Annotated in this window: 33 protein-coding genes; 9 read left to right on the top strand and 24 right to left on the bottom strand. The window is 41.5% G+C overall.

Annotation, left to right across the window (positions count from 1 at the left end; all coding sequences use genetic code 11):
• Positions 1 to 4: 4 nt before the first annotated feature.
• The 7 genes from PHI47_RS08105 to PHI47_RS08075 are packed head-to-tail and all read right to left on the bottom strand — an operon-like array spanning position 5 to position 4,239.
• Entirely contained in the window at positions 5 to 340 is a 336-nt protein-coding gene (locus PHI47_RS08105) for a type II toxin-antitoxin system PemK/MazF family toxin (protein ID WP_299935977.1), read from the bottom strand.
• Positions 334 to 582 (bottom strand): AbrB/MazE/SpoVT family DNA-binding domain-containing protein, encoded by a 249-nt coding sequence (locus PHI47_RS08100; protein ID WP_299935975.1) that lies wholly within the window; start codon positions 580 to 582, stop codon positions 334 to 336. The genes PHI47_RS08105 and PHI47_RS08100 overlap by 7 nt, the downstream gene beginning before the upstream one ends.
• A gap of 47 nt (positions 583 to 629) precedes the next feature.
• On the bottom strand, positions 630 to 947 hold the full coding sequence (locus PHI47_RS08095; protein ID WP_299935972.1) for a hypothetical protein: 318 nt from the start codon (positions 945 to 947) through the stop codon (positions 630 to 632).
• The gene (gene ald, locus PHI47_RS08090; protein ID WP_299935969.1) at positions 944 to 2,041 is read right to left on the bottom strand and encodes an alanine dehydrogenase; all 1,098 of its coding nucleotides are present in this window, start codon (positions 2,039 to 2,041) and stop codon (positions 944 to 946) included. Before ald ends, PHI47_RS08095 begins: the two co-directional genes overlap by 4 nt.
• Positions 2,038 to 3,240 carry a hypothetical protein gene (locus PHI47_RS08085; protein ID WP_299935966.1) on the bottom strand — a complete coding sequence of 401 codons (1,203 nt, stop codon included), beginning with the start codon at positions 3,238 to 3,240 and terminating at the stop codon, positions 2,038 to 2,040. Before PHI47_RS08085 ends, ald begins: the two co-directional genes overlap by 4 nt.
• Positions 3,233 to 3,667 (bottom strand): ankyrin repeat domain-containing protein, encoded by a 435-nt coding sequence (locus PHI47_RS08080; protein WP_299935963.1) that lies wholly within the window; start codon positions 3,665 to 3,667, stop codon positions 3,233 to 3,235. The genes PHI47_RS08085 and PHI47_RS08080 overlap by 8 nt, the downstream gene beginning before the upstream one ends.
• 23 nt (positions 3,668 to 3,690) lie before the next feature.
• Positions 3,691 to 4,239: a redoxin family protein gene (locus tag PHI47_RS08075; protein WP_299935959.1), complete on the bottom strand. Its 549-nt coding sequence runs from the start codon at positions 4,237 to 4,239 to the stop codon at positions 3,691 to 3,693.
• 142 nt (positions 4,240 to 4,381) lie between these two features.
• Between PHI47_RS08075 and PHI47_RS08070 the strand changes: the two genes are divergently transcribed.
• On the top strand, positions 4,382 to 6,022 hold the full coding sequence (locus PHI47_RS08070) for a sigma 54-interacting transcriptional regulator (RefSeq protein ID WP_299935956.1): 1,641 nt from the start codon (positions 4,382 to 4,384) through the stop codon (positions 6,020 to 6,022).
• On the opposite strand, the gene PHI47_RS08065 is transcribed toward PHI47_RS08070, so the two are convergent.
• From PHI47_RS08065 to PHI47_RS08035, 7 genes are all read right to left on the bottom strand, one after another.
• Positions 6,019 to 6,993, bottom strand: coding sequence for a diguanylate cyclase (locus PHI47_RS08065; protein WP_299935953.1), 975 nt, complete (start codon positions 6,991 to 6,993; stop codon positions 6,019 to 6,021). The genes PHI47_RS08070 and PHI47_RS08065 overlap by 4 nt on opposite strands.
• Before the next feature lie 115 nt (positions 6,994 to 7,108).
• Positions 7,109 to 8,086: a diguanylate cyclase gene (locus PHI47_RS08060; protein WP_299935950.1), complete on the bottom strand. Its 978-nt coding sequence runs from the start codon at positions 8,084 to 8,086 to the stop codon at positions 7,109 to 7,111.
• A 10-nt stretch (positions 8,087 to 8,096) separates the two neighbouring features.
• Positions 8,097 to 8,921, bottom strand: coding sequence for an AraC family transcriptional regulator (locus PHI47_RS08055; protein WP_299935948.1), 825 nt, complete (start codon positions 8,919 to 8,921; stop codon positions 8,097 to 8,099).
• A gap of 160 nt (positions 8,922 to 9,081) precedes the next feature.
• On the bottom strand, positions 9,082 to 9,294 hold the full coding sequence (gene nifT / locus PHI47_RS08050) for a putative nitrogen fixation protein NifT (RefSeq protein ID WP_299935946.1): 213 nt from the start codon (positions 9,292 to 9,294) through the stop codon (positions 9,082 to 9,084).
• Positions 9,295 to 9,336: 42 nt separating this feature from the next.
• Complete coding sequence (locus PHI47_RS08045) at positions 9,337 to 10,995, bottom strand: FAD-dependent oxidoreductase (RefSeq protein ID WP_299935944.1); 1,659 nt, start codon at positions 10,993 to 10,995, stop codon at positions 9,337 to 9,339.
• Positions 10,985 to 12,106 (bottom strand): aldo/keto reductase, encoded by a 1,122-nt coding sequence (locus PHI47_RS08040; protein WP_299935941.1) that lies wholly within the window; start codon positions 12,104 to 12,106, stop codon positions 10,985 to 10,987. Before PHI47_RS08040 ends, PHI47_RS08045 begins: the two co-directional genes overlap by 11 nt.
• 2 nt (positions 12,107 to 12,108) lie before the next feature.
• Positions 12,109 to 13,086, bottom strand: coding sequence for an iron-sulfur cluster assembly scaffold protein (locus PHI47_RS08035; RefSeq protein ID WP_299935938.1), 978 nt, complete (start codon positions 13,084 to 13,086; stop codon positions 12,109 to 12,111).
• Between the two features lie 207 nt (positions 13,087 to 13,293).
• Between PHI47_RS08035 and PHI47_RS08030 the strand changes: the two genes are divergently transcribed.
• The 6 genes from PHI47_RS08030 (at position 13,294) to PHI47_RS08005 (ending at position 17,785) form a co-directional block, all read left to right on the top strand.
• Entirely contained in the window at positions 13,294 to 13,689 is a 396-nt protein-coding gene (locus tag PHI47_RS08030; RefSeq protein ID WP_299935936.1) for a P-II family nitrogen regulator, read from the top strand.
• 96 nt (positions 13,690 to 13,785) lie between these two features.
• The gene (aspS, locus tag PHI47_RS08025) at positions 13,786 to 15,540 is read left to right on the top strand and encodes an aspartate--tRNA ligase (RefSeq protein ID WP_299935933.1); all 1,755 of its coding nucleotides are present in this window, start codon (positions 13,786 to 13,788) and stop codon (positions 15,538 to 15,540) included.
• Positions 15,541 to 15,543: 3 nt separating this feature from the next.
• Positions 15,544 to 16,116 carry an adenylate kinase gene (locus PHI47_RS08020; RefSeq protein ID WP_299935930.1) on the top strand — a complete coding sequence of 191 codons (573 nt, stop codon included), beginning with the start codon at positions 15,544 to 15,546 and terminating at the stop codon, positions 16,114 to 16,116.
• Between the two features lie 16 nt (positions 16,117 to 16,132).
• Complete coding sequence (gene adk / locus PHI47_RS08015) at positions 16,133 to 16,780, top strand: adenylate kinase (RefSeq protein WP_299935927.1); 648 nt, start codon at positions 16,133 to 16,135, stop codon at positions 16,778 to 16,780.
• 56 nt (positions 16,781 to 16,836) lie between these two features.
• Positions 16,837 to 17,586 (top strand): molybdopterin-binding protein, encoded by a 750-nt coding sequence (locus PHI47_RS08010; protein WP_299935924.1) that lies wholly within the window; start codon positions 16,837 to 16,839, stop codon positions 17,584 to 17,586.
• 58 nt (positions 17,587 to 17,644) lie between these two features.
• Complete coding sequence (locus tag PHI47_RS08005) at positions 17,645 to 17,785, top strand: hypothetical protein (RefSeq protein WP_299935922.1); 141 nt, start codon at positions 17,645 to 17,647, stop codon at positions 17,783 to 17,785.
• 4 nt (positions 17,786 to 17,789) lie between these two features.
• Here PHI47_RS08005 and htpX read toward each other — a convergent pair whose 3' ends face one another.
• Both htpX and PHI47_RS07995 read right to left on the bottom strand, forming a co-directional pair.
• Complete coding sequence (gene htpX / locus PHI47_RS08000; RefSeq protein WP_299935919.1) at positions 17,790 to 18,680, bottom strand: zinc metalloprotease HtpX; 891 nt, start codon at positions 18,678 to 18,680, stop codon at positions 17,790 to 17,792.
• Positions 18,667 to 19,152, bottom strand: a complete 486-nt coding sequence (locus PHI47_RS07995) for an ankyrin repeat domain-containing protein (RefSeq protein ID WP_299935916.1) — start codon at positions 19,150 to 19,152, stop codon at positions 18,667 to 18,669. The genes htpX and PHI47_RS07995 overlap by 14 nt, the downstream gene beginning before the upstream one ends.
• A 104-nt stretch (positions 19,153 to 19,256) precedes the next feature.
• On the opposite strand from PHI47_RS07995, the gene PHI47_RS07990 reads away from it, so the two are divergent.
• Both PHI47_RS07990 and PHI47_RS07985 read left to right on the top strand, forming a co-directional pair.
• Entirely contained in the window at positions 19,257 to 20,453 is a 1,197-nt protein-coding gene (locus tag PHI47_RS07990) for a tetrahydrodipicolinate N-succinyltransferase N-terminal domain-containing protein (RefSeq protein WP_299935914.1), read from the top strand.
• Positions 20,454 to 20,524: 71 nt separating this feature from the next.
• Positions 20,525 to 20,830, top strand: a complete 306-nt coding sequence (locus tag PHI47_RS07985) for a hypothetical protein (protein WP_299935911.1) — start codon at positions 20,525 to 20,527, stop codon at positions 20,828 to 20,830.
• 5 nt (positions 20,831 to 20,835) lie between these two features.
• Here PHI47_RS07985 and PHI47_RS07980 read toward each other — a convergent pair whose 3' ends face one another.
• The 8 genes from PHI47_RS07980 to leuB form a co-directional block, all read right to left on the bottom strand.
• Complete coding sequence (locus tag PHI47_RS07980; RefSeq protein ID WP_299935908.1) at positions 20,836 to 22,320, bottom strand: SH3 domain-containing C40 family peptidase; 1,485 nt, start codon at positions 22,318 to 22,320, stop codon at positions 20,836 to 20,838.
• Positions 22,321 to 22,331: 11 nt separating this feature from the next.
• On the bottom strand, positions 22,332 to 22,991 hold the full coding sequence (locus tag PHI47_RS07975; protein ID WP_299935906.1) for a LexA family transcriptional regulator: 660 nt from the start codon (positions 22,989 to 22,991) through the stop codon (positions 22,332 to 22,334).
• A 222-nt stretch (positions 22,992 to 23,213) separates the two neighbouring features.
• Positions 23,214 to 23,342, bottom strand: coding sequence for a hypothetical protein (locus PHI47_RS07970; protein WP_299935905.1), 129 nt, complete (start codon positions 23,340 to 23,342; stop codon positions 23,214 to 23,216).
• A 1-nt stretch (position 23,343) separates the two neighbouring features.
• Positions 23,344 to 23,814, bottom strand: coding sequence for a tRNA (cytidine(34)-2'-O)-methyltransferase (locus tag PHI47_RS07965; RefSeq protein WP_299935902.1), 471 nt, complete (start codon positions 23,812 to 23,814; stop codon positions 23,344 to 23,346).
• Positions 23,815 to 24,654, bottom strand: coding sequence for a formyltetrahydrofolate deformylase (gene purU / locus PHI47_RS07960; protein ID WP_299935898.1), 840 nt, complete (start codon positions 24,652 to 24,654; stop codon positions 23,815 to 23,817).
• Entirely contained in the window at positions 24,651 to 24,995 is a 345-nt protein-coding gene (locus tag PHI47_RS07955) for a hypothetical protein (protein ID WP_299935896.1), read from the bottom strand. The genes purU and PHI47_RS07955 overlap by 4 nt, the downstream gene beginning before the upstream one ends.
• Positions 24,986 to 25,234, bottom strand: a complete 249-nt coding sequence (locus tag PHI47_RS07950) for a tetratricopeptide repeat protein (protein ID WP_015653561.1) — start codon at positions 25,232 to 25,234, stop codon at positions 24,986 to 24,988. The genes PHI47_RS07955 and PHI47_RS07950 overlap by 10 nt, the downstream gene beginning before the upstream one ends.
• Positions 25,222 to 26,298 (bottom strand): 3-isopropylmalate dehydrogenase, encoded by a 1,077-nt coding sequence (gene leuB / locus PHI47_RS07945; protein ID WP_299935894.1) that lies wholly within the window; start codon positions 26,296 to 26,298, stop codon positions 25,222 to 25,224. Before leuB ends, PHI47_RS07950 begins: the two co-directional genes overlap by 13 nt.
• Position 26,299 lies beyond the last annotated feature (1 nt).

Genomic DNA, 26,299 nt, shown 5'->3' with positions numbered 1-26,299 from the left:
GAGATCACAAGAGGATGCTCTCAACCAACCCTAGTACGTGGTTTAATACCTCATCATCAACTTTGGTGACGAATTTCACTTTGCGTGCATTATAATCGATCGATTTGACCTGCTCACTCATAATAAAACCGCTGAGATGTTCACTGTTAACCGCGACATGAAATGGGAAATTTCGATCCGTATTGGTGATAGGACAGGCGATAGCTAATCCAACACGTTCATTAAAAAGATCATTACTGATGATAAGTGCAGGTCTGCGCCCTTGTTGTTCATGTCCGGCTTGGGGGTCAAAAGTGAGGATAACTAAATCCCCTTTTTGAGGGATGTATTTGTCTACCATTCTTCACGACCCATCGATGTTGAAAACTCTTCTTGGCTCGTATAGTTTTGCGGTATTAGATTCACCAACGCACTCAAATCGTATTTGATTTTAGAGTCTCGAATCGGCTTGATAATGATTTTTTCATCTTCCACGTGGACGTCCACTTTATCACCTACCGATAAATGGAGACTCTCCATAATCTCTTTGGATACTCTCAACCCTTGGGAATTTCCCCATTTTGAAATCATAGCCGTCATCATCAGCCTCCAAAATTGTATATCCGAAGTATATCATATATTGAATTGTTTTAATTCACCCGTAACTTCGTCCGTCCCGTAAAGAGCTTCAAAAAGTCGTAAATATCACTCAGAAAAAAGGCGCGGGTGTCCTGATGTTCGAAGCGTTGAAGCCATGCCCTCTCTTGGTTCAATATCCCCCGACACGGAACCACAAACTCTTCACGCGGCAAGAGCGGTTTGAGCATTCCGCAATCGTTGATCGCATAAACCACCGCATCAAACAGCTCATCGAGTCGGTCATCCTCATCGTAATGGTATAGTTTACCGTCCATTTTGTAAAAACGGTAGATTCCCAATATCTCATGCGCTTTGTCTATTTCACTCATAGTGTTCCTTTGTAAGGCATTGTATGAGCGTCGGCTACCGCTTTATTGGTAACATTTCCATTATAGGTATTTAACGCACCTGCGTAGATTTCATCGCGTAACAATACATCCAACGGTGTCGAAGCGATTTTGATCGCGTATGGCAATGTCGCATTGGTCAGAGCAACCGTCGAGGTGCGCGGATACATCCCCGGCATATTGGCGACACAATAGTGGATGATACCTTCCACTTCGTAAGTCGGATGCGAATGGGTTGTCGCATGTGAGGTCTCAAAACAGCCCCCCTGATCGATAGAAACATCGACTAAAACTGTCCCTTTTTTCATCATACCGAGCATATCGCCAGTTATGAGTTTAGGCGCTTTCGCCCCTGGTAAGAGTACCGTACCGATAATCAAATCAGCCGTTTTAATATACTCCAAGATCGAATCATGTGTAGAATAGAGCATCGTTACATTGGGTGCCATCACATCACGTAAATAGGTGAGCCTTTCGGTGTTTATATCCATCATTACCACCTCAGCTCCCAAACCCGCTGCGGCATCGGCTGCCGATTTGCCGGCGACCCCTGCTCCCAGAACCAAAACACGATTGCGCTCTACCCCGACGGCACCGCCAAGAAGTCGTCCGCTTCCACCGTTGTAACGTCCCAAATGAACCGCTCCGAAAAGTGTCGCCATACGTCCTGCAATCTCACTCATAGGCTCTAACAGCGGTAACCGTCGCCCTATTCGAAGGGTCTCATACGCTAATGCCGTGATTTTTTTCGCACACAACACTTCGGTAAGCCGTTTATCCGCCGCAAGATGAAGATAGGTAAACAGTATTTGTCCCTCTTTTAAACGGCTGTATTCAACCTCTATTGGCTCTTTAACCTTGAGGATCATATCGACACCTGCATAGAGATCATCCGCACTCTCTACTAATACGGCACCCGTATTGAGATACTGTGTATCCTCAAAACCGCTGCCTAAACCCGCACCCTGTTCAACCATTACACTATGGCCTGCCTTAATCAACTCCATAACCCCTGATGGAGTCATACCGACACGAAACTCGTCCGTTTTAATCTCTTTTGGTACTCCGATAATCATACTTTTCCCCCTATTGCTACTGCATAAATCAGTGGCTTATCGGACCAACGGGAGGCTTCCTTATCATAAAAAGCCCCGATTCCGCTGCATCCTGAATTGTGATATTCACACGTCCTATAGAGTTCTTGCGCATAGATTCCCGCTTCGATGTGAGAGTCTGCACAAAAAATTTCCGCAAAAATCAATACTACCATATTTGATCCTGAAATAAAACGCTGATCTAAAAGCAGATGGAGTATTTCAGAATTAAAATTTCCCCTCACGGCACATTCCCCGTTACGATACAATCCCGATTGCATAGAGTGTGCCTGAAAGACAAAAAAGAGACTCTCTAAAGAAGGAGATGAGGGTATCGACATGAGTTCTTGAATAACCGTATCACTCATACCATTTGGATAAAACTCACGTGCGCTTCGGCGTAATCGGTTAATGGAGTCAAAATCTTCATAGAAAAGAGTTTCTGGGATTTTATTATAGACAGCAGTTGTTTTCACAGCGCCAGTCAGTGAGTCTATCGTCTCAGTATAATCGGTCGGCTGTACACGCATAAGAGGCGGATTCAGCGCTTTAACACTCCGCTCATTCATCTCTCCCACACCATAAACCGCCCCGATCACCTCATCCTCTCCCATCCCCAATATCGTATTCAGTCGTTCATTTACTGACATTTTTGTCAAAGATAACCCAAAATGTCGTACCGAAGCACCAAGTGCATGGATTTGATGTCCTAGATCGAGATAGAGATAACGCCACGCACGAAGAGCGTATTTCCAAGAGGATCGAAACGGCACCAAGGATATCATCACGATCACTCCGCTAAAGCGTTTGTCCATCCCAACGTAAGGTTCTATCCCCTCTCCTGCAATCTCTCGTATTAAGACCAACTCCTCATGTAAAACATCGAGATGATAAATACCGCTGAGCAGCCCTGTGACATTACGGATCTGAACATAAATCTCGATCGGATGGAGATTGCCTGCGGAGGGGACATTGAGTCGGCGATAGGGCTTCTGTGCAACCGTCTGTTCATCGGTAATACATCGTGTCTGTGCAAGCCACTTGAGCGATGGATGCTCTCTCAGAGGAACACGAAAGGAAAAATGGGGATACTGTTTAAAAGAGGTGGGTTGCGATTCCCAATCCAAAAAAGATTGTTTGTTAGCAACCCACTCACGGGTCAGGATGGTTTGTTCACGCACTGCGCAGTTGGTTAAATACGTCGCGGTTACTGGTCAGTTCAATTGCACTGAAACCGTCTTCATTATGAAGGGTTATATCAGCACCCAAAGCTAAAAGTATTTTTACACACTCAGTACGTGAAGCGGAGGCAGCGTACATCAATGCAGTGGTTCCCTCTTCATTGGTATCATTGATATCGGCTCCCGCTTCTACTAAAAGACGAATTACTTCGGGTGATGCTGAATAACATGCATTGAAGAGAACACCATTAAAATCATTGTTGATTGCGTACAAATCACTACCCGCTTCGATGAGTCGAGAGACCATCATCGCATTACCTTCCAATGCGGCCAGTAATAACGAAGTATTACCGTTAAACCCCCGAAATTCAAGATCATCAGGGTGAAACCCTCGTTCATTTAACCAAGTAATATACTGTTCTACCATCACAAACTCCTTAGCAGAATTTTTTATACACCCATCCAGTTTTCATGGTCGTGTCCTTTTTTCTTGAAGTTGGCTGCTTTATCAACCGCTTCAATACATTTATCGTAATCCACTTCGTCGGTAATTTCCGTAACTACCTCTTTGTAACTGATCATACCCTCTTGGTCGATAACAAATACCGCACGTGCCAGACGGTCTTTGAGTTTACCTTCTGTTATTAAAATTCCGAATTTTTTGGCAAAATCACGGTTTGTATCGATTACGACATCGGCACTGTCAATACCCTCTCGTGTGACAAAATCGTTGACAAATTCGGCATCATCGGTAGTAATCATTACTGTTTTAAGTTTTTTAAACTGTTTGATAAGGTCATTGAACTTCTTGGCACCCAATGAGCACACTTCGGTTTTTAGTGAAGGGATAGCAATGAGCAATTGTGCGCTCGGAGCAATCATACCAATAACATTTTGGCTTCCATCTAGGTTGGTCACACGTGCAGCAGGAGCTTCCCGCCAGATTGTCATCTCTTTTCCCTCTAAAAGGGTGGGTGTTCCATGAACGGTAATTTGCATATTGTCTCCTTATTGGATCATTTTGATATTCCAGTGCAAAAACAGTTCTACAAATTGTCTATTTTTTGTCCACATGAATGTAGATTCATTGTCGCTATTTGTATTACAATTACCAAATACCTTACATAGAAAAGAATTTAAAATGATGACCTTTGATGCAAATATTCCTAATCGTGAAGAGTGTAATACGTGTGCGTTGACCTTTGCTTATAAAGAGATCAATCTTCTTTATGAAGTAGCCGTTACCCTTACCAGTACTATCGATATCAATGAGAACATCGAAAAAGCTATGCGACGTCTCAAACAGCATGGATACTTGGAACGTTGCGCACTGTTTCGAAAAAAAGAAGATGTCAACGAACTTGAATTATTGGCATCCATTGATCTTGAGCCCTATCAGAAAAAAATGGCCTCGTATCGTTTTGGCGAAGGGGCAACGGGATTAGCTGCTAAAAGCCGTGAGCCGATCGTCATCGAAAATATCCATAACAATATTAATTATCTAAACAAAATGGGGAACATTTCCACACAGATGGTCTCCTATGTCGCCGTTCCACTGCTTCAAGATGATGAGGTGATTGGGGTGATTTCCGCAAATATCGGGAAAAAAAGTCCTCTTAATTTTGATGAGATTGTCCGAATGCTCACCATTGTCGGATCTCTATTTGTCGGATCTCTCAAAGTTCAGCAATCGATCACGAAAGAAAAAGAGTCTCTTACAGAACTTAAAACCTATTACAAAGAAGAGATGCAAAAAGATTATAAATTTGAAAATATCGTTGGTCGTTCTACACGTATGCAACAGGTATTTTCGATGATCAACACCGTGGCCCCGACCGATGCAACGATTTTGATTCGTGGTGAAACCGGAACAGGTAAAGAGCTGATTGCCACTGCTATTCATAATCTCAGCCGCCGACAAAACGGTCCGTTTATAAAACTCAACTGTGCCGCCATCAGTGAAACATTGCTTGAATCAGAACTTTTTGGACATGAAAAAGGGGCATTTACGGATGCAAGAGAGATGCGTAAAGGACGTTTTGAACTTGCAGACGGCGGTACGCTGTTCCTCGATGAGATCGGGGACATCACGCCATCATTGCAGGTAAAACTCCTTCGTATTCTACAAGAGCAGGAGTTTGAACGTGTCGGTGGAAACAAAACAATCAAAACAAACGTCCGACTCGTTGCTGCCACCAATCGTAATTTGGAGGATATGGTACGTAAGGGAGAATTCCGTGAAGATCTTTTTTACCGTCTCAATGTAATCCCGATTAACCTACCGCCGTTGCGTGAACGATATGAGGACGTAAAACTGCTGATTGAGCATTATTTACATCGTTTCATGAAAGAGCATCGTAAAACGATGCAATTTACTAAGGGAGCGATGGAGTTACTGCTGGATTATCCATGGCCTGGAAATATACGTGAACTGCAAAACACTATGGAACGGATCGTACTGATTTGTCCGGATGGTGAAATTCAGCCTGAAATGCTGAATCATGTATTGCCGTTTAATTATCAAAAACTTTACATGCAACAACCTGAACCACAGGTGATACGAACGGAAACTGCTCCTGTATATCTATCGGCACCGGTACAACCGACAGTTCCTTCTTCCGGCGGGCCGGTAACGCGTAAAAGTCTTCAGGAATTGGAGAAAGAATCGATTATTCAGGCATTAATCGATTCGCACGGCATTCAAACCAAAGCAGCTCGTGCATTGGGAATGAGTGCTCGACAGATTGGGTACAAAATCAAACAATATGGAATTGAAATTTAAGGAATTTCCATCCTAACTGTATTCTTACCATCCGCTTTTGCTCGATAAAGTGCTTTGTCTGCCCGTTCAAATACATCTTCCATCAGGTCATTGGGTAGAATCGATGTTAAACCGAAACTGCACGTTACATGCACAATTGTCTCAAAACTATTTTGATCAATCCGTTTACGGATTTGATCTGCAATTTTCATCACAGCTATTGGATCTGAATAGCGGAGTAATATTGCGAATTCTTCGCCCCCCCAACGGACAAATATGTCTGATTTACGGATCGATTTAGTTATTAAATGCGCCAACTCTTTGAGAACAGAATCTCCGACATTGTGCCCAAACGTATCATTAATACTTTTAAAATTATCAATATCCAATAAAAGTAAAAATAGATTTACATCGTATCGGTCTCCGAGTGATTGATGAGCCTGAAATATTTCTTCAAATAAGCGACGATTTCCGATCCCTGTCAGGGTATCTGTCGTTGCCATCTTTAATAAATCGTGTTCATCCTGCCCTACTAATCCCATTAACGATTGAACCATATTGTATTCATGTTTGATCAACGGAGTTATGTGGGTGTAGCACAGAGAAAGAAGATGCCGTTTATCGATTATACCAATGATATTTTTCTCATTATGTACAACGATTTTGTCAAAGGAAAGTTCTTGCATCGCATCAATGACATCGGCAATACTTGTCGATGTATCAAAAGTTTTAAGAGGAGCGGTCATAAACTCTTTAACCGGCAAACCGGTATTATCGTAATTGTATATTGCCCGTAACATCTCTTTGTGCGTTAAAATCCCAACAGGGTATGATTTTTCCATAATGATAACGGCATCGACATTATAAGTTACAAAAAATTCCAACACTTTATGTAAAATCACATCACTGTCGAAAACCCCACAAATATGATTTTCATCGAAGACTTTACCGATAGGTGTTGTATGCGTAATAGCGACTATTTCTGAAATCATTTTGCCTCTAAATTAACTGAACAAAAAATATATAAATACGTTATTATAAGTTTTTATGCATTGTAGCAGATATTCATTTAAGAAGTAAATAGTTAAAGCAGGATGGAATAGAAACTTAAGAGAGCTCAATCCTGACTGAATTTTTGCCGTCAGATTTTGCTCGATATAGTGCTTTATCCGCACGTTCAATTACCGCTTCAAGTCTTTCGGATGGATGAATAGCCGTCAAACCGAAACTGCATGTTACATGTACAAGGGTTGTAAAGCTGTGTTTATCGATGACATCGCGAATATGTTCAGCAATTTTGACAACGCTCAAAGGGTCAGGGTATTGAAGAAGTATGGTAAATTCTTCTCCTCCCCAGCGAATAAAGATATCCGATTTTCGGATGGACTGACTTACTAAATTTGTCAACTCTTTGAGTACTGAATCACCGGCAACATGACCAAATGTATCGTTGATACTTTTGAAATTATCGATATCAAACATTAACAAAAATAAGGGCACATCATACCGTTTATTTAGACTCTGATGGGCTTGAAAAATCTCTTCTAACAGCCTGCGATTACCAATGCCAGTTAGAGCATCTGTCGTCGCTAACTTTAATAATCCACGTTCATTTTCTCCAGCTAAACCTAACATAGAATGGATAATATTGTATTCGTGTTTAATCAAAGGTGTTAACTGTGTGTAGCATAACGATAAAAGATGACGACGATCCATTACACCGATAACATCGTTCTTTGCATCGGTAACAACAATTTTGTCAAATTCCATATGAGCCATATTGTCTAGGACATCAGCAATAGACATAATATTTGAAAATGTTTGAATCGGCGAACTCATTATATTGTTGACAGGTAGAGTCAAGCTATCACAATTTTTAAGGGAACGAATCAAGTCCTTGAGAGTAATGATCCCAATAGGTTTGGCTCCATTCGTGATAATTACTACATCTGCTGAGATTGTTGAAAAATAGTTGAAAATTTCTTGTATTAATACCTGCTCTTCAAAAATTTGTACACTATTGTTTTTAGGAAAAATATGGCCTATGGGTGTCATGTGTGAAACCGATATTTTCTTGGCAATCAATGCATTACCTTTAAATATCGCTCTGAATATTGCAGTGATATAAAAATCGCATAAATTCAGGGGACTGTTTTTGTAATATTTTCATATCTCTAAAATATTGTTTTAAGGGAATACCGTAGAGTCGTTTAAAGTCATTCAAAAAATGGGATTGATCATAATAGCCACTTTCTCGAACACTCATAGAATCGTAATTATCTTCATAAAGGGATTGAATCATTTTTTTGCGTTTAACCGTCATAATGTAGGTAGATAGATTGATTCCGATGTATTTTTTAAAATAACGACGTAACGTACTCTCTGAAATATCGAATTCTTTTGCAAGTACTTCAGCTATATTTGTCGGAAGATGGGAAAAATTTGCATTAATATATTGGATTATTTTTTGAGTTTTTATATACGTTTTATTATGGCTTTCTTCATTTACTAAGGTATCAACAATATGAATATAGTTTTCATCTTTTTGATTCATGATGAGATCCACATCGATAGTAGATCGGGGTAAAATAGTATTGACCAGAGAAGAGATAGGAAGATTTGTAAGTTTAAAAAGACCACATGCCTTAAGTCGAATGATTGTAAGGTTTTTACTGGTGTCTTTGAACATAATTTTTATCTTTGGAGCATGGGTAAATTTACCGCATACCAAATCACCATTAAATGTGTATGTCTTCTTATTAAGTTCGAATGTAATAGCAGCACAATCGTCATTTAAAATAATATGCTCATGTACCGATGGTGCACCAAAAAAATGGAAATCGAAATCTTTTTTGTACGATTGAGTCTGAACATGATATATAGAATCGACAAACGGGTTTTCGTGACAAATAATATTCATTAAATTAAATCCTTTTGATAGCGGTAATCATAAAGTACTGCGGATTAAATGTCTTGTAAAATTCCGTCAATTAAAAAGAATTATAATGGTATGTTGTTGATTTAAACTGTAGATGTGAAAAAACCTATTCATCAGTATGAATAGGCAAGAAGAAATAAAACTATTCGCCTCGTCTAACTGCCATTACTTCAGCAGGAAATTTTTTAGTACTTGGCTCAATAAACCATGTTTCACCATTGCTGAGTTTTACCTCACCGCCCCATTTTTCATCGGTATCAAACTCAGAACTGAGGATGGTCTCTTCCATATCTTTTTTGGCAACATAAAAAGAAATTGCACCTTTAGAATCGTAACGTAACATAACTTTTGCCATAACATCAACCTTTATATTTAATAATATTACAAATTCATCGCACTATTGTGCGTGAAAAAACTTTCGTATTCGATGCCACCAATCCGAAGAGAGATGACCTTCGAATGTTATGCGTAAAAAAGTTGCTGCGAGGCGGCGAATAATCGTATTGACCTCATAATTTTTATCGTCATGTTGGGGAAAATCATCCCGATAATGAACACCCCTACTCTCTTCACGCGCTAAAGCACTCATAAGCATTGCTTCCGCTACCGTAAGAGCATTTCTGAACTCAATGATGGACATTAATTCGACATTATCACTGCGCTCTTTGTTAACACAACACAATCCTGATGACATCTTCATTAGATAATGGACGTACTCCAACGCATTGGCGAGCGAATCATGGGTTCGGAAAACCCCTGCATTTTTATAGAGGTTATTTCCGAGATTACGGCGCATTGTGTTGATATTGAATCGACTTTCGCCTTCGATGATACTATCTATGTAGCGTAATTCCTGCGCGACTTGTGCATAATCGATAGGATGGAACACTCCTTTTTTAGCCGCTTTTGCAGCTTCTGTACCGGCAACACGACCGAAATAAGCTGCTTCGAGCAGGCTGTTTCCACCCAAACGATTTGCTCCGTGTACACCGCTATGGGCACATTCACCACAGGCAAAAACATTTGCAATATCGGTAGAGGTATCGTTTCGGCTCCAAATGCCTCCCATGGTATAGTGAGCGGATGGCGTGATAGGGAGAAGTTCGGTGAGGATATCAATTCCTGCGCCGTTGAGTGCATGTTTACGCGCGGATGGGAGTTTTTTGTCGATCAACTCTTCACCCAAATGGCGGAAATCGAGATAGACGGTATGTCCACTCAACTGATGAAGAACAATATCCCGAGAGAGTTTGTCACGTGTTTGTAGTTCATCGGTAAAGCGTTCCCCCATCTCATCGACGATATAAGCACCTTCCCCCCGTGCTGCTTCACTGATTAAAGTGCCGCTGTTAGCAAGTGTTGTTGGATGAAACTGAACAAATTCCAGATTGGCTAAACGCATCTTGGCTCTGAGTGCTATAGCGATGACATCTCCGCTCGATTCTTGGGAATTAGTAGAGTGACCACGATATATTCCTGCGAACCCTCCTCCCGCCAGTACAAGTGATTTACACGCAAAGGCAATTACTTGAGAATCGCGGCGTCTAAGGAGAGTAATCCCGGAAAGTTGATCTTTAAAAGTAGCAATCGAGAGCATAAGATGATTAGGGAATATTTTTACCCCTTCTTTACGGCACTGTACGAGAAGGTTCTGGGTAATTGAAGCTCCCGTTTTATCGGCTATATAACAGGTTCTTTTTGCTTTCGTCCCGCCAAAGGGGCGTTGAGCAACGTGTCCCTCTTCATTGGTATCAAATGCAACTCCCATCGATTGAAGATCGTTAATGATCTCTTCTGCGCCGGTTACCATAGCACTTACTACAGCAAGACGACCGAGCTTGTCGGCTCCCTTTAACGTATCAGCAATATGATCACGGCATGAATCATGACGCGTAGTTTTAAGAACAGCATTAATGCCACCCGATGCCACGGCAGAATTGGAACGCAGAGGATTGCTTTTGCAGACTAAGGCAACCTTGAGTCCGGCACGTTTAGCACTAAGTGCGGCGTATAATCCGGAGATACCGCTGCCGACAACAATCACATCATACAGCATAAGCACCTTTCATAAGCGTATTTACTGACTTAGCGGAAGCTTCAGGGAGATAACATAAAACAGCATTATCTATCACATGGGCAGGATCAACGGCACCAAATACAGCACAAATCCCCCCTGCACTACGCGCAAATTGTAACGCACTGGCAATGTCGCTCAACTCATTCGTATTCATAAGTTCAGCAACCTCTGGTGCAAACGCTCTTTTAAAGAGATTTTTTTGCAGCAACGGAGATGAACCGATATAGGTTATGCCATAGCTTGCACACGCATGCATCAGTGGATAAAACATCCCATCTTCCGTTTGCTGATTTGCATAACCGTAAGCATGCGGCTTCGCAAGATTAAACGGGCTTTGGATGTATTTAAATCCATGATCTTTTCCGCCTACACGACGAGCAATCTCTACAACTTTTGAGAGAGCGATGTACTCGGTATGATCCGCTTCGTATAAAAATCCATTCCATGCCGCTATCCCGTAAGAGACGATTTTCCCCTCACCTCTTAATTCTTCGAACATTTTAAATGCCGCTTCGATACGCACGTAAAAGGTTTCTTGATCGACATATCCGAGTTGTGTTTCGGGATTGTGGAGGTAGAAAATATCAATCGTTTCTAATTCCAAATTTCGTAAGGATTGCTCACAGCTCCAGCGCAGATATTCGGGTGCCATGCAGTGCTGATCGATAACAATTTCGTCTTTGGTTGCTAATTCGACATTGAGTATGTTCTCTTGTATCCAACCGTAGGGATTTTCAGGAAACGGGAAATCCAGAGGGATAAATCCCGCTTTCGAAGCGATTATCACCTCTTCGCGTTTTATCTCACCCTCTTGGAACATTTCATTTAATGCTTCGGCAATTTCTCGTTCGCTCATTTGATAGCGGTAGTTGATCGCCGTATCGATCATATTAATCCCACGTCGAAGTGCTATTTTAATCGCTTCTGCGTAGTTGATAATGTAATTGTCTTCTTTATACGGCTCGGCTTTATAGGTTCCGATCCCGAGAGATGGGAAAAAGAGTTCTCCGTTAAAACGGTAAAAATCTTTGGAATAATTACCGAATTTTTTGAGATATGAAAAAGTTCCCTCTTTTGTGGCACATAACATTCTTAAACCACCATCACTCGCAAATTGGATTTGAGTTTGAAATTCAACATATCCTGCATTCCTGCGAGGGTTGTTGTCGTGTTCATAGAACAGCTCATACATTCCCCTTTGTACTGAATATAGAGTTCATGGCCGTCTTCAACCTCTTTGAGATCGATCACTTCGACATCACCATGGTCGGCTTTAAGCGTAGGACGGATGTATTCTTCAAGAATCGATTCGATACTGCGGAGTTTTTGTACCAAACTCATAGCGTTGAAGTTACCGTCGCCTTTTGCCTCTTTGATTTTTTTGCTGATTGCTTCTTTTTGAAGCTCTGCGGTGATTTCTGCGAGCATATCAACAAGATAAACATCTTTTTTCTCATGTCCGCCCGGTTTGATACATGACTTGCAGAAACCGCCCGCTTTGGTGTAGTCGGTAATTTGCTCAATAGATTCAAGTTTATTGAGACGAATTACCTCTTTAAGCGTATCGAGACTGACACGGGCACATTCGCACACGATGTATTCAGTTTCGAACTCGGACATATCGACACCTTTGTAAATCGATGCCGCTTTTTTAATCACATCATACGCCATTACCGAACAGTGCATTTTTTGCCCGGGAACCGCAGGAATGTCTTCCTCATCACGAAGCGCTTTTTCCACGTCAATGTTGGTGATTTTTAGAGCCTCATCAACTGTTTTTTCCATACATAATTCTGCCATCATATCTGAACTCGCGATCGCTGTACCGCATCCAAAGCTTTTAAATCGGCTTTTAATGATAACGTCATTTTTAGGATCGATCATCCAGTACAGTCGTACAGCATCTCCACAGCTCTCGGCACCGAAATCGGCAATAATCAATTTTTTCTCTGCCGCATCTGCCTCTTCTTGAGTAATCTCACCCATATTGATAGGATCGTTCATACGTCGTTGTACCTCAAGAGAATATTCTTCCCATAATGCTCCGCCGATTAATGTGTCTCGTGCCATTGATTGCTCCTTGATGGATGATATTAATCCCTTCATTGCAAATGACGTTCTAGTTAGACTATTACAATTTTGTAGCAAACCACATTGAGAACATACTATGCATTCGATTAATTGAGAATTGCTTATAAAATAATCAATTAAAGAGTGAATGGTCACTCAAATTCAATTTATAATAACACATCAACAAACCACTTAAAGGGGTCCAAAATGGTCCAGATTACTGCTGTATTTAACCGTCACTGCTTAAATGATGTTCTTCGTGAACTTTTTGATAACGAGATTGAAGGGGTTACGGTTACGGAAGTAATCGGAAAAGGTTCCTTGGGAATTGCCGAAAAAAATAATGCACCCGATTTATATCCGAAAGTTATGATTATCATCGTAGTATCCAGCGATAAAACAAAAGAGATTGCAATGGAAGCCATCCGTGCACATACGCAGGATTTAGGTCACGGTGCAGGTAAAATGTGGGTTACACCGGTACTCGAAGTAGAACGTATCCGAACCGGGGAAAAAGACCTCTCTGCGCTTTCGCAACCGATCCCTCGCGCAACTACAAAAAGTAATACCTTCTTTACCGCTGTAGACACTCCATCTAGCTAAGAGCCTTTGTGCACTTTTACGTGCACACTCCGTTATTATCAAACCACAAGTTTAATAGCGCTATAATTGCGAAAAATTTTGATCAAGGACTTTGATTTGAGAAGTCATTTTTGTACCGATTTAAGTGAAGCGAACGTTGGAGACAACGTTGTATTGTGCGGCTGGGCGAATAGCTACCGTGACCACGGCGGGATCGTATTTATCGATTTACGCGACAAAAGCGGCTTGATTCAGCTTGTTTGTGACCCTGCTGATAATGCTCATGCGCACAAACTTGCCAGTGATGTACGTGACGAATTCGTCCTGATCGCTCACGGGCGTGTTCGTAACCGTGGAGAAGGTCTCGTCAACCCACGCCTAAAAACAGGCGCAATTGAAGTGGTAGTTGAAGAACTTATTATTGAAAACCGCTCTGAGCCTGTGCCGTTTGGTATCGGTGACAACAATGTCGGTGAAGAAATCCGTTTAAAATACCGTTATCTTGATTTGCGTAATCCTTCAATGTATAACACGTTTTTACTTCGCTCGAAAGCGGCAATCGCAGCACGTAACGTACTCGATTCATTAGGATTCTTGGAAGTTGAAACCCCTATCCTGACCAAATCAACTCCTGAGGGTGCGCGTGACTATCTCGTACCGAGCCGCGTGCATGAAGGTGAATTCTATGCCCTTCCTCAATCACCGCAGCTCTTTAAACAACTTTTGATGGTAGGTGGATTTGACCGTTATTTCCAAATCGCAAAATGTTTTCGCGATGAAGATTTGCGTGCCGATCGTCAGCCGGAATTTACCCAAATCGATGTCGAGATGAGCTTCTGTAACCAAGAAGATGTTATTCGTGTCGCGGAAGAGCTGATTACGGGTATGTTCGCTGCGGCTGGACATGAAGTTCATACTCCGTTTAACCGAATCAAATACTCTGATGCGATGGAGTGGTACGGATCGGACAAACCGGATCTCAGATATGACCTTAAAATGATTGATGTCATCGACATTTTCGCACGTTGTGACAACGAAATTTTCACAGGAATCGCCGCTAACCCTAAAATGAACCGTATTAAAGCGCTTCGTGTTCCGGGTGCCGATTTGGCATTCTCCAAGCGTGAGATGAAAAGCTTTGAAGATTATGTCCGTAAATTCGGTGCAAAAGGGCTTGGCTATTTCCAAATGAAAGAGGACGGACTCAAAGGTCCGTTGGAGAAATTCTTTGCTCCTGAAGATTTACAACTCCTTATTGATCGTACCGAAATGGAAGTGGGCGACGTTGTCTTCTTCGGTGCCGGGGATAAAAAAACCGTTTGGGATTATATGGGTCGTTTCCGTATCTTCATCGCCGAACATGAAAAAATGAACCTGATCGACAAAGATCGCTTCGAATTTGTCTGGGTTGTCGATTTCCCGATGTTCGAAATCGAAGAGGGTCGCGTAAAAGCGCTTCACCACCCGTTTACAATGCCGCGTGATTTGAACCACGAGCACCTCGAAGATATCGAATCGATCGCCTATGACATCGTTCTCAACGGAACCGAGCTCGGTGGCGGATCGATCCGTATCCATAAGCAAGCGCTCCAAGAGCAAATTTTCACCCTTCTCGGTATCGGGGAAGAAGAGGCGCAAGAAAAATTTGGCTTCCTCCTCGACGCTTTGAAATTCGGAGCGCCGCCACACGGCGGATTCGCAATCGGATTTGACCGTTTCATGATGCTATTGTCTAAAAAAGACAGCATTCGTGACGTTATTGCATTCCCGAAAACCCAAAAAGCGTCTTGTATTATGACACAAGCACCAAGTCCGGTCGAATTAACACAGCTTCGTGAACTCCATATCCGTCTGCGTGAAAGTGCGAAGTAACCAATGAAGAAACTTTTTCTCATTATCGGTGCGCCGGGTTCAGGGAAAACAACTGATGCTGAGATCATCGCAGAACGTAATAGTGATGATATCATCCACTACTCTACCGGAGATTTGCTCCGTGCGGAAGTAGCCAGCGGAAGCGATCGAGGGAAACTTATAAACAGTTTTATCAGCAAAGGATTGATTGTTCCGATCGAGATCGCAATAGAGACAATCACAAGTGCTATCAAATCTGCACCATCTGATGTGATTTTGTTCGATGGTTATCCGCGTTCTCATGAACAGATGAATGAATTAGACAAATTTCTCTTAACGGATAGTAGTATCGAACTTGTAAGTGTGATTGAAGTGGTTGTTAGTGAAGATGTAGCACGTGATCGTGTTCTCGGACGTGCACGTGGTGACGATGACAATGAAAAAGTCTTTAATAACCGCATGAATGTTTATACTGATCCATTAGCAGATATCCAAAGCTTTTATGAATCCAAAAAACTTCTCAAAAAAATTGACGGTGAACGCTCCATTGACGACATCGTCGATGAGATGGAACTTTTCATCGAATCAAAAATTTAATATAGGATAATATCAAATGAAAATCATTCTTTTGGGCGCTCCGGGTGCCGGAAAAGGGACACAAGCTCAGTTTTTGACGAAAGCATTCGACATTCCGCAAATCTCTACGGGGGATATGCTTCGTGCCGCGATCAAAGCAGGAACCGAACTGGGAACATTGGCAAAATCGTTTATGGATTCAGGCAAACTGGTTACCGATGAAATTATCATCGGTCTAGTTAAAGAGCGTATCATGGAAGACGATTGTAAAAATGGTTTTCTACTTGATGGTTTTCCGCGTACTGTTCCTCAAGCCGACGCACTCAAAGAAGCGGGTGTAGCGATCGATGCGGTCATTGAGATCGATGTTGCCGATAGCGTTATCGTTGAGCGTATGTCAGGACGCCGTGCTCATCTCGCATCTGGTCGTACCTACCATGTTGTTTTCAATCCTCCGAAAGTGGAAGGAAAAGACGATGATACCGGAGAAGATTTAGTGCAACGTGATGATGACAAAGCGGAAGTAGTACTTGATCGTCTTCGCGTCTATCATGATCAAACGGCTCCTCTTGTCAACTACTACCAAGGTGTTGCTGCTTCGGATTCATCGGTAAAATATATCACTATCGACGGAACTCAAAAAATTGATGCTGTTGAAAAAGAAATTTTAGCAAAACTCAAATAATCACTTTTTTCCCGCTCTGGCGGGATTCCATCATTTCCCATGTTATAATCTCTCTCATGAAAACTCCCCACTTTTATGCCGTTATTATCGGTTCTGAAATTTTGAATGCACGCCGTGATGATAAACATTTTATCTTTTTACGTGATGCCTTGATTCGTCGTGGTCATACACTCTTCTCATCGTGTATTATCAAAGATGACCCTGTCTTAATCCACAATACCTTTGCTATGATCAAAAACGATCCGGATGCCGTGATGTTCAGTTTCGGAGGAATCGGTTCGACTCCCGATGATTTAACACGACAAATTGCTTCGGATGTTTTTAGCGATGGGATTCTGGTGCCGCAAGAGCAATTTACCCGTGCTATTGTCGAGCGCTTTGGAGAAGCAGCCTACCCTCATCGTATCAATATGGCAAAATTACCACAAAATGCCGGATTGCTTTATAACGTTATCAACAATATGTCAGGATTTTATCTGGATGATCGTTATTTCTTTATGCCCGGATTTCCGGAGATGTCACATCCTATGGCGGAAGAAGCACTGGATCGTTTTTATCCACGTGCCATTCCTGTGTATCGCAAAACATTAATCGCGCAAACATCTGAAAATACACTTATAGACGTGATGAAGCAAGTAGATGAGTCAACCGATTTTTCCTCGTTGCCGATGATGAACGGAGGAAATCCAATCGTTGAAATATCTGTTGCATCAGAAAGCTTAGAGCGATGTATCGTAAACTTTAAGCTCTTTATTGATGCACTGGAAGCAAAAAAAATTCGATATGAAATCATTAAAGATAACTAAAAATAAAGATTTAAACACAAATGCCGATTTACTTATAGTTAAGCAAGGAGGAGAATCTATGAGCATAATGAGCTATATGCTGATCGGACTTGGGATAAGTATTGTCGGATATGGTATATATCGACAAACTTTTCTAAAAAATCCCAAAAAAGATGCATCCCATAAACCCCATTTTACACTCAAAATAGAGACAGAATAACGTATTAGACGTAATGTCTATCATAGAGTTTATTTTGCTCGTTCGCAGAGTTAAATACCCCTTTTAATGCCTCCAAACGTTCCAACCTCTGTTCAGTTGTGGGATGGGTACGAAAGAGATTTGAAAACGAAAAGTTTTTACCGTCAAACGGACTAATAATAAACATATGGGCATTTTCCGGAGTTGAACCCTGCACTTCTCCTCTGGCGTTATAATTTGAAAGTTTAATCAATGCACTTTGCAACCATTCAGGATGTCCGCTTAAACGTGCCGCTCCCTCATCCGCCATAAATTCACGGGAACGGCTGATAGTCATTTGGATGACGCTTGCCGCGATTGGCAGCAGTATCGCCATGGCAATCATGATAATCGGATTGCTATGGCGATTGTTCCGTCCAAACATTGCCCCGAATTGTAGGATATTGGCAACAAAGGCGACCGCTCCCGCGATCGTTGCTGCAATGGTAGCAATCAATATGTCACGATGGTCTACATGTGAGAGTTCATGTGCCATTACCCCTTCTATCTCTTCTTCGGTGAGAAGTTCTAGCAAACCGGTCGTAATAGCGACTGCCGCGTGCTCTGGATTACGTCCCGTTGCAAATGCATTAGGAATGTGGTCGTGGATAATATATATTTTTGGCATCGGTAAATTGGCACGTTCAACAAGGCGCTCGACAACACGATACAGCATCGGTGCTTCTCTGGGATCAACTTCTTGGGCATTGTAATGTTTCAAAATCATCGTATCAGAAAAATAATAGGCATAAAAATTCATCCCTCCTGCGATCAAGAGGGCAATAAGCATACCGCCGGTTCCACCGAAATACCCGCCGATGAGGACGAGTAATACACTTAAAGAGCCTAATAACAAAAAGGTTTTAATCTGTTCCATTCTTTTCCCCTTCTAAAAGAGCCAAAATTGATTTTTTATGCATTTTACGTGCAAAATCGAGAGCACTTAATCCATATGCATCGCGTGAATGTATATCGACCTTTAATTCCAATAGTTTTTTGATGACTTCAACACGTCCGTAACAAACGGCACCCATTAGCGGAGTAAAGCCGCTTCTTCGTGTCGGTTGATTGATATCAAAACCATCACTGATCAGTTTTTCAATGAGAGTGAGATTATTATAGGTGACGGCAACATCAAATACACTAACCCCTTCATCATCTACATGATGAATATCGGCACCGTTTTCAATCAACAGATCAATTATCTCCGAATCACAATGATACCGCATCGCAAAACAGATGACCGATTCACCATTTTCTTCTACCTCATTAGGGCTTCCGCCATTTTTAAGGTACTTCTTTATCCCAAGATAATCGTTTGCTTTTAATAATTCAATCCACTGTTCCATAGTTTATCCATAAATAATTTGTCGTAGTATAACACGCAACATTCAACCCATCCATAGGCTCTTATGGTAAAATTCCGTATTAATTTTATAACAAGAGAGATAATATGGAAGTTTTAGAGACCGAAGCAGCATTTAAAGCGTGTGTCCAAGAGATTCAAAATACTACGGGATACAAAAACCCCCTTGCATTCGGTATTTGCCGTGTTGATTTCGGTCAACTTGACAGCAATAAAATCCTCCAAGCTACTTATCCGCATATCAACTGGAATGAAAATTTCGGTAGTGCCGCTATTTTTATCAAAAGTGCTCAAGAGCAAGGATGTGAGATCGATTTCAATGCTGATGAAGTAATCATCCCCGTAACACTCAAATTTTTAGAAGGGTGTTTAAACGCATTTACCCCATATTCAGATGAAGCATTTGGCGATGCCCATAAAAATATTCAAGTGATCTCATCTCTCTACAACCAAATCAAAGAACGCGGTATGCGTGATAGTGAGTTCCGTCTGGTAATCCTTTTCAATGACGTTGCCTGCACGAGCGTTGAGGGAACCTATCTCAAACTCTACGCCCTATCAACTTCTAAAGTACCACTTCGTTCACTCAACCTAAACGGGGCATTCGGTGCATTGCACAATGTCGCATGGTCAGACGGACAACCGATCGAACTCGAATGGTTGCGTGAGAATGAGATCGAACTCAAATTTGCCAACGAATATCCGAAAATCGATTTCGTCGATAAATTTCCACGCTACCTCCAACACATCATTCCTGCCAACAATACTCGTGTATTGGATGATTCAAAAGTACGTTTTGGGGCACAGCTCCATGCAGGGACAACGATTATGCCGGGTGCGAGCTACGTCAACTTTAATGCCGGTACGACCGGTGTCAGTATGGTAGAGGGACGTATTTCTAGCTCTGCGGTTGTCGGGGACGGTTCAGATGTGGGTGGAGGGGCTTCTATCCTTGGCGTACTCAGCGGAACAGACGGGATCCCCGTCACAATCGGTAAAAATACCCTTTTGGGTGCTAACTCGGTAACGGGTATCGCACTGGGAGATGGATGTATCGTCGATGCAGGGATCGCTGTATTGGCGGGAACCAAATTTGCGGTTAGTCCTGAAGAACTTGCTAAAATCCAAGAAGCCAATCCTACTGCTACTCTCAACGGAAGCAGTTTCAAAGGCAAAGATTTGATCGGCTTGAACGGTATTCACTATCGCCAAGACTCCACAACGGGTCAATTACTTATTCGCCGTTCAACTCGCGAAGTGAAACTAAACGCTGATCTACACTAATTTTTTTGCCCCCCTATCTCTTAAGGTAGAGGGGATTATACTTTTCACATCTGATATACAAGGAGCTTTAGATGATAAGCTCAAATGTCTCTTCAATTCTTTCCAATCAAACGTATATGAATAATAGTGCCAGTAATGTAGCCAATGCTAATACTGATGGCTATGTTCCGCGAGATACTACTATAAGTGAAACCAAAAATGGTGGAACAAAAGCAAATACCTCCCTCTCAACTTCAAGCGGAAGCGAGAAATCTCAAACCGATCTATCCAAAGAGATGACCGATCAAATAGCGATTGAAAAAATAGCTACTTCCAATATTCAAGCGATTCGAACCCAAAATGAGATGCTAGGTTCTCTTTTGGATATTCGAGGCTAGAGTTCTTAAAGAGCTTTTTTCTTTGACGTGGTTTTATTTCCGTTTGTCAAAGTGAGTGGTGTTCTGGTAAAAATATTCATGCTCTCTGCACGGCTAAGTAGTTTCTTTTCGGGATCAAATTCTTCTAGGTCTGAACCCAGTTCCAATGAACTGATAATTGCTTTGCCGATAATAGTTCGTCCTTTGTTGCCGCTTTTATCAATCGTTCGGACGCCCCAGATATTGTGCATGACTAAAACATTCTCTTGATACGTACCGATATAGAGCAACACATGCCCTTTCAGATAAATGATGGTTTCAAATGGAATCCCTTTATTTTTTATCAGGGCTAATTTTTCATCATCTGAAATTCCGGCAAACGAAATAACTTCACCTTTATGCCCTTGGGCTGAAGAGTTGCGCGGCAGCCAAATACCAAAAGGAGTATACATATCACGGATCATTGAAGAGCAATCCCGTTCTCCAAACATCCCTCCCCATCCATAAGTATTTTTGAGGAGTTGGCTCCCTATTGTAATTAAATCATTTTTATTAATTTTACTGACACCGATATGGGCTGAGTGTTTCGGCAGTGATACAATTTTGAGCGTATTGTCACGATCATATGTTTTGACATAATAGGTATCACCCTCTTCATGATCCAATGGGAAAATCATACCGATGCGAGAATACGCTATAAATCGATTATTGGTATCCTGTAAAGGGATATTGTCTTCAATGATAAAAACTTTATCTGATTTTTGAATGGCTGATGCGGTTTTATTATCAATGGCACTAATACCATCGGATTGTACCCATCCGGATGCATTATTGGTAAATATATAACTCCATGCTCCGTCTTTGGTCGTATGTGAGATAAAAATTGGCTCATTAAAATTAACACTGCTGTTTTGAAGAAGATCAAACGGATACCCTTCCCCGGGTTGTGATGGATTTTTATAGAGCGGTTTATCGGTAGGTAATGCACGAATATCCATCCACTTTAGGGTGATTGCTTTTTGGTTTATGGTTCCGTAAGCTTCAAAATTACTTTGAATACTGATTTCATCAAACCAAGCCGGCAGCACCGGGCGAAGATTGCTTCCATACCCTCCCCTAAAAGCGCGGATAGGCCATGCAGCCTCTTGGGCTTTTTCCGGAGGTGCACTATAATTCCAAGGCGAATAATATCGTATATCAAAAGTACTCTGTATCTCATACAAATTATCATGGTCGACACCGTTTTTTTCTACATAAGGGGTCATAGCCTGTTCAAATCGCTCTAAATCATTAATTTTTGGACCATATTCAGGTAGTTTAATATCGAGTTCTTGAGGCAGTGCACAACAAAAAGGATCAGGGTTTAAGGGACTTTTTAAGCCACTTTGATTGGTATCTATATCAGCAGTATAAAGTGGTTCACTAGCTAGTGGAGTCACAGCAGGCGGCGTATGTGTTGTACATCCGCCTAAGATAATTAATGTACTGATGATTCCGATCGTATGTTTCATATATGTCCCGCTTATTCTACCCCGCCAAAACGTCCTACAACTCTGCCGATAATATCAACTTCATCTTTCCAGGCGACATAGGTTGGATAATCTTTGTTATCTGAAATGATATCGAGTTTCCCATCAATCCTTACTTGTAAACGTTTAATAAAAAGGCCGTGTTCGGTACGGATAGTAAAAATCCCGCCTCGGCTGATGTCCGTCTTTGAACGGTTGACAAAAACGATATCGTTATAGCTAAAAGAGGGTTCCATGGAATCCCCCGATACATTTATCGCTTCAATATTGCGTAACTCTTTTTCTCCCCCGAGTGAGAGAACAAAATTTTCTTCCAACATCAAAGGTTCATAGGAGAGTTCATCATTTTCTGCCCCTCCTCCCGCTGAGGCATTTACCGATGAGAAATAACGTACCATATAGAAACGATTTGTCGGCTCTATCAAACTTTCGGGAGATTGGTTATACAATAACCAATTGATGGCGATAGAGCGTTTTGCACAAAAATCGAGTAATTCGGTAAAGGGAATTTTATTTCGCTTTTTCATAGTGGCAAAATTCATTTGCGAAATGTCCAATAGTTCTGCCACATCTTTATCAAACACTTTTTTTTCGGGGAATTCTGAAGAGACAATATCTTTAATCGCCTCAACAATATCGCTGAATGTTTTCATATTAAAACCTTTTGCAGTATTTTGATAGTGTATTGTATGAATTATGCCATAAAAAAAGTGTATATATGACAAAATGACATATTTTTATAGTATATTTCAAAATATATCTACAATTTGCCTAATATCACTCAAGGAGTTGACAATGGCAAAGGTAATTCGTAAAGCAAACGGTTGGATGGATAAGTTTGAGATGAAGATGGGTGTCTGGGCAGAAAAATTATTTTAATCTTTTTTTTCGTTTTCCTCTTTTTTCTCTTCACGTTCCAATCGTGTAAGATGATAGCCTCGAAAGATATAGACCAAAAAGAGGATAAACAACACAATGACTAAGGTATCGAGGATTTGCAGCATATTACATCATCTTTCGGTAGGAATTAAAATTTTGTTTGATCGCTTCGTACAGAATAATTCCGCTACTGATGGCGAGATTAAGACTCCGTCCCTCTTTCGTCATTGGGATTGTCATGGTCTGATTAGGAAAAGCTTCTAATATTTCCGCAGGAATTCCTGAGGTTTCACTTCCGAAAAAGAGGTAATCCCCCTCTTGGAATTCGACTTCAAAATAAGGGCGATCTGTTTTGGTTGTCGCGAAGAAAAAGCGCTCTTTATTGGGGTGCGCTTCCAAAAACTCTTCAGTGTTTTCCCATACATGCAGATCTATTTTATGCCAGTAATCAAGTCCCGCACGACGAACCGCCTTTTCGTCAATATCAAACCCAAGAGGTTTGATCAAGTGCAGTGTTGAACCTGTATTGACACAGAGTCTTCCGATCGTACCCGTATTGTTCGGAATTTGAGGTGTCACTAATACGATATTGAACATTTAGAAAATGATCGTTTTATTGGCATGAACAAAAATACGATCCTCCAATGCTAATTTCAACGCTTTAGAAAGAACGATCTTTTCGACATCACGACCTAAACGCTGCATCTCTTCCCATCCGTAAGCATGGTTAACATGGATAACATCTTGGGCGATAATCGGTCCTTCATCCAGATGATTATTAACGAAATGGGCAGTTGCTCCGATAATTTTAACTCCGCGTTCATAGGCTTGCTTATACGGGTTGGCTCCTATAAAAGCGGGGAGAAACGAGTGATGAATGTTGATAATCTTATCTTCATACGCTTCTACAAAACGAGGAGTTAGAATACGCATATATTTGGCCAATACAATATAGTCTATTTCCCCTAGTTCTGAGAGTTGTTTAAGAACGCGTTTCTCGTGCTCATCCCGATCGCATCCTTCATGGGATACGGTATAGAAGGGAATATCAAATTTAGAAACCAACGGTTTAAGCAAATCGTAGTTTGAGACAACTCCGATAATATGGCAATCGAGTTCTCCTGCTTCATAGCGTATAAGAATATCGCCTAATGCATGTGACTCTTTTGTCGCCATTAAAACGACTTGCTTTTTACGGGGAGCGATTACTTCTAAATGGGCATTTGTAGGCAACACAGCTTTAAGTTCTGCTCTGAGGGTATCAGGAGCAATTTCACCGGCTACAACACTGCGCATAAAAAATTTATTGTGTGCTTTATCTACGAATTCGTTATTAGAGATGATGTTGAGATTGCGGTGGAAAAAGATACTCGATACTTTATATACAAGCCCTTTTTCATCTTTACAATGGATCAATACCCGATATTGTTCATTCATTGTTCAATCCTAATTATGTCTAAACGGTTATCAATTGTCCCCAAAAGATATTCGAGAAAGTTGAGCGTTAAATCGACTTTAGCTTCTATTTGAACATTGTTTGGAGATTGGAACCCTTCAAAGAGGACCAATAAACGTTCTCGAATCCCTTCCAACATGCGTGCTTCATCATCACGAATCGTATGAATCGACTCTACTTCTTTTGAGAGAGGCTGGCGAGGCAGTTCTTCTGTAACCGTCGGCTCTTCTTTGAAAACGTCAAATTTTTTAGTGGGTTCAGAATAGGTTGATAGCTCTTCGATTTCTGCCAATGTGGACAAAATAACATCTTTTAGTTCCATGCTCGTAACAACCACCTTTCAAACTGAATAAATTCGGCCTCTTCATCCATTTGGACAAAAAAAGCTTTCATTTCGTTATTAACCCCTAAAAACTTCTTTCGCATTCCTGAGAGGCGGCGGATAGCAATTTTTGCATCCGCATTAGAGGGATCTTTTTTTAAAATCTCTTTGTAAATTTCAAGAGCATCTTCTTTGAGCCCTTGAAGCTCATAAATATTGGCAAGAGTTAGAGTTTGCATTGGGCCGCAAAATTAGCGATGATAGAACCCATCTCGCTGGTAGAGCAAACTTCTTTCGCATCAAAACCTGCAATATCCTTGGTACGATATCCTTGTGCCAATGCCTGCTTGATACCGTAATCGATACGATCGGCCGCTCTATGTTCATTCAGAGCAAAACGGAGCATCATTGATGCACTCGCGATCGTTGCAATCGGATTGGCGATCCCCTGCCCTGCAATATCGGGAGCGGAGCCGTGAATCGGTTCATAGACACCGATAGCCGCACCGACAGATGCCGATGGGAGAAGCCCGATCGAACCGGAAAGCATACTCGCTTCATCGCTGAGAATATCGCCAAAAATATTCCCCGTTAAAATAACGTCAAATTGTTTTGGATCACGGATCAACTGCATTGCCGCATTATCGACGTACATGTGGGAAAGCTCTACTTCAGGGTACTCTTTTGCCACTTCTTCTACAACTTCACGCCATAGTTGGCTGACATCCAAAACGTTTGCTTTATCAACCGAACAGACTTTTTTCTTGCGATCCATCGCGATTTTAAAGGCAACGTGGGCGATTCGCTCAATCTCAGGACGGGTATATACCATCGTGTTCCATCCGCGATTTTCATCACGCCCTTTCGGTTCACCGAAATAGATGCCGCCGATAAGCTCACGGACAACCATCAAATCGACGCCCTTGACGATTTCAGGTTTCAATGAACTGGCATTAACGAGTTCATCATATACATTTGCAGGGCGAAGGTTGGCGAAAACACCCAACTCTTTACGGAAACGGAGCAAACCGCTCTCAGGACGTTTTTCTCTCGGAAGTGTATCCCATTTTGTTCCACCGATAGCTCCAAAAAGCACTGCATCGCTGGCTAAAGAGATATCAATTGTCTCTTGTGGAAGGGGATCCCCTGTAACATCGTATGCGCATCCGCCCATGAGGGCTTCTTGGTAATTAAATTCGATATTTTCACATGCCGCAACGGCATCCATAATCTTAACCGCTTCATCGACGATTTCAGGACCGATACCGTCACCTTTAATCAATGCAATATTGTAACTTTTCATA

This window comes from Sulfuricurvum sp. (assembly GCF_028713855.1).
GTDB lineage: Bacteria > Campylobacterota > Campylobacteria > Campylobacterales > Sulfurimonadaceae > Sulfuricurvum.
Note: the sequence above shows the minus strand (reverse complement) of the source record. Positions and strands in the feature narration are given on the sequence as shown.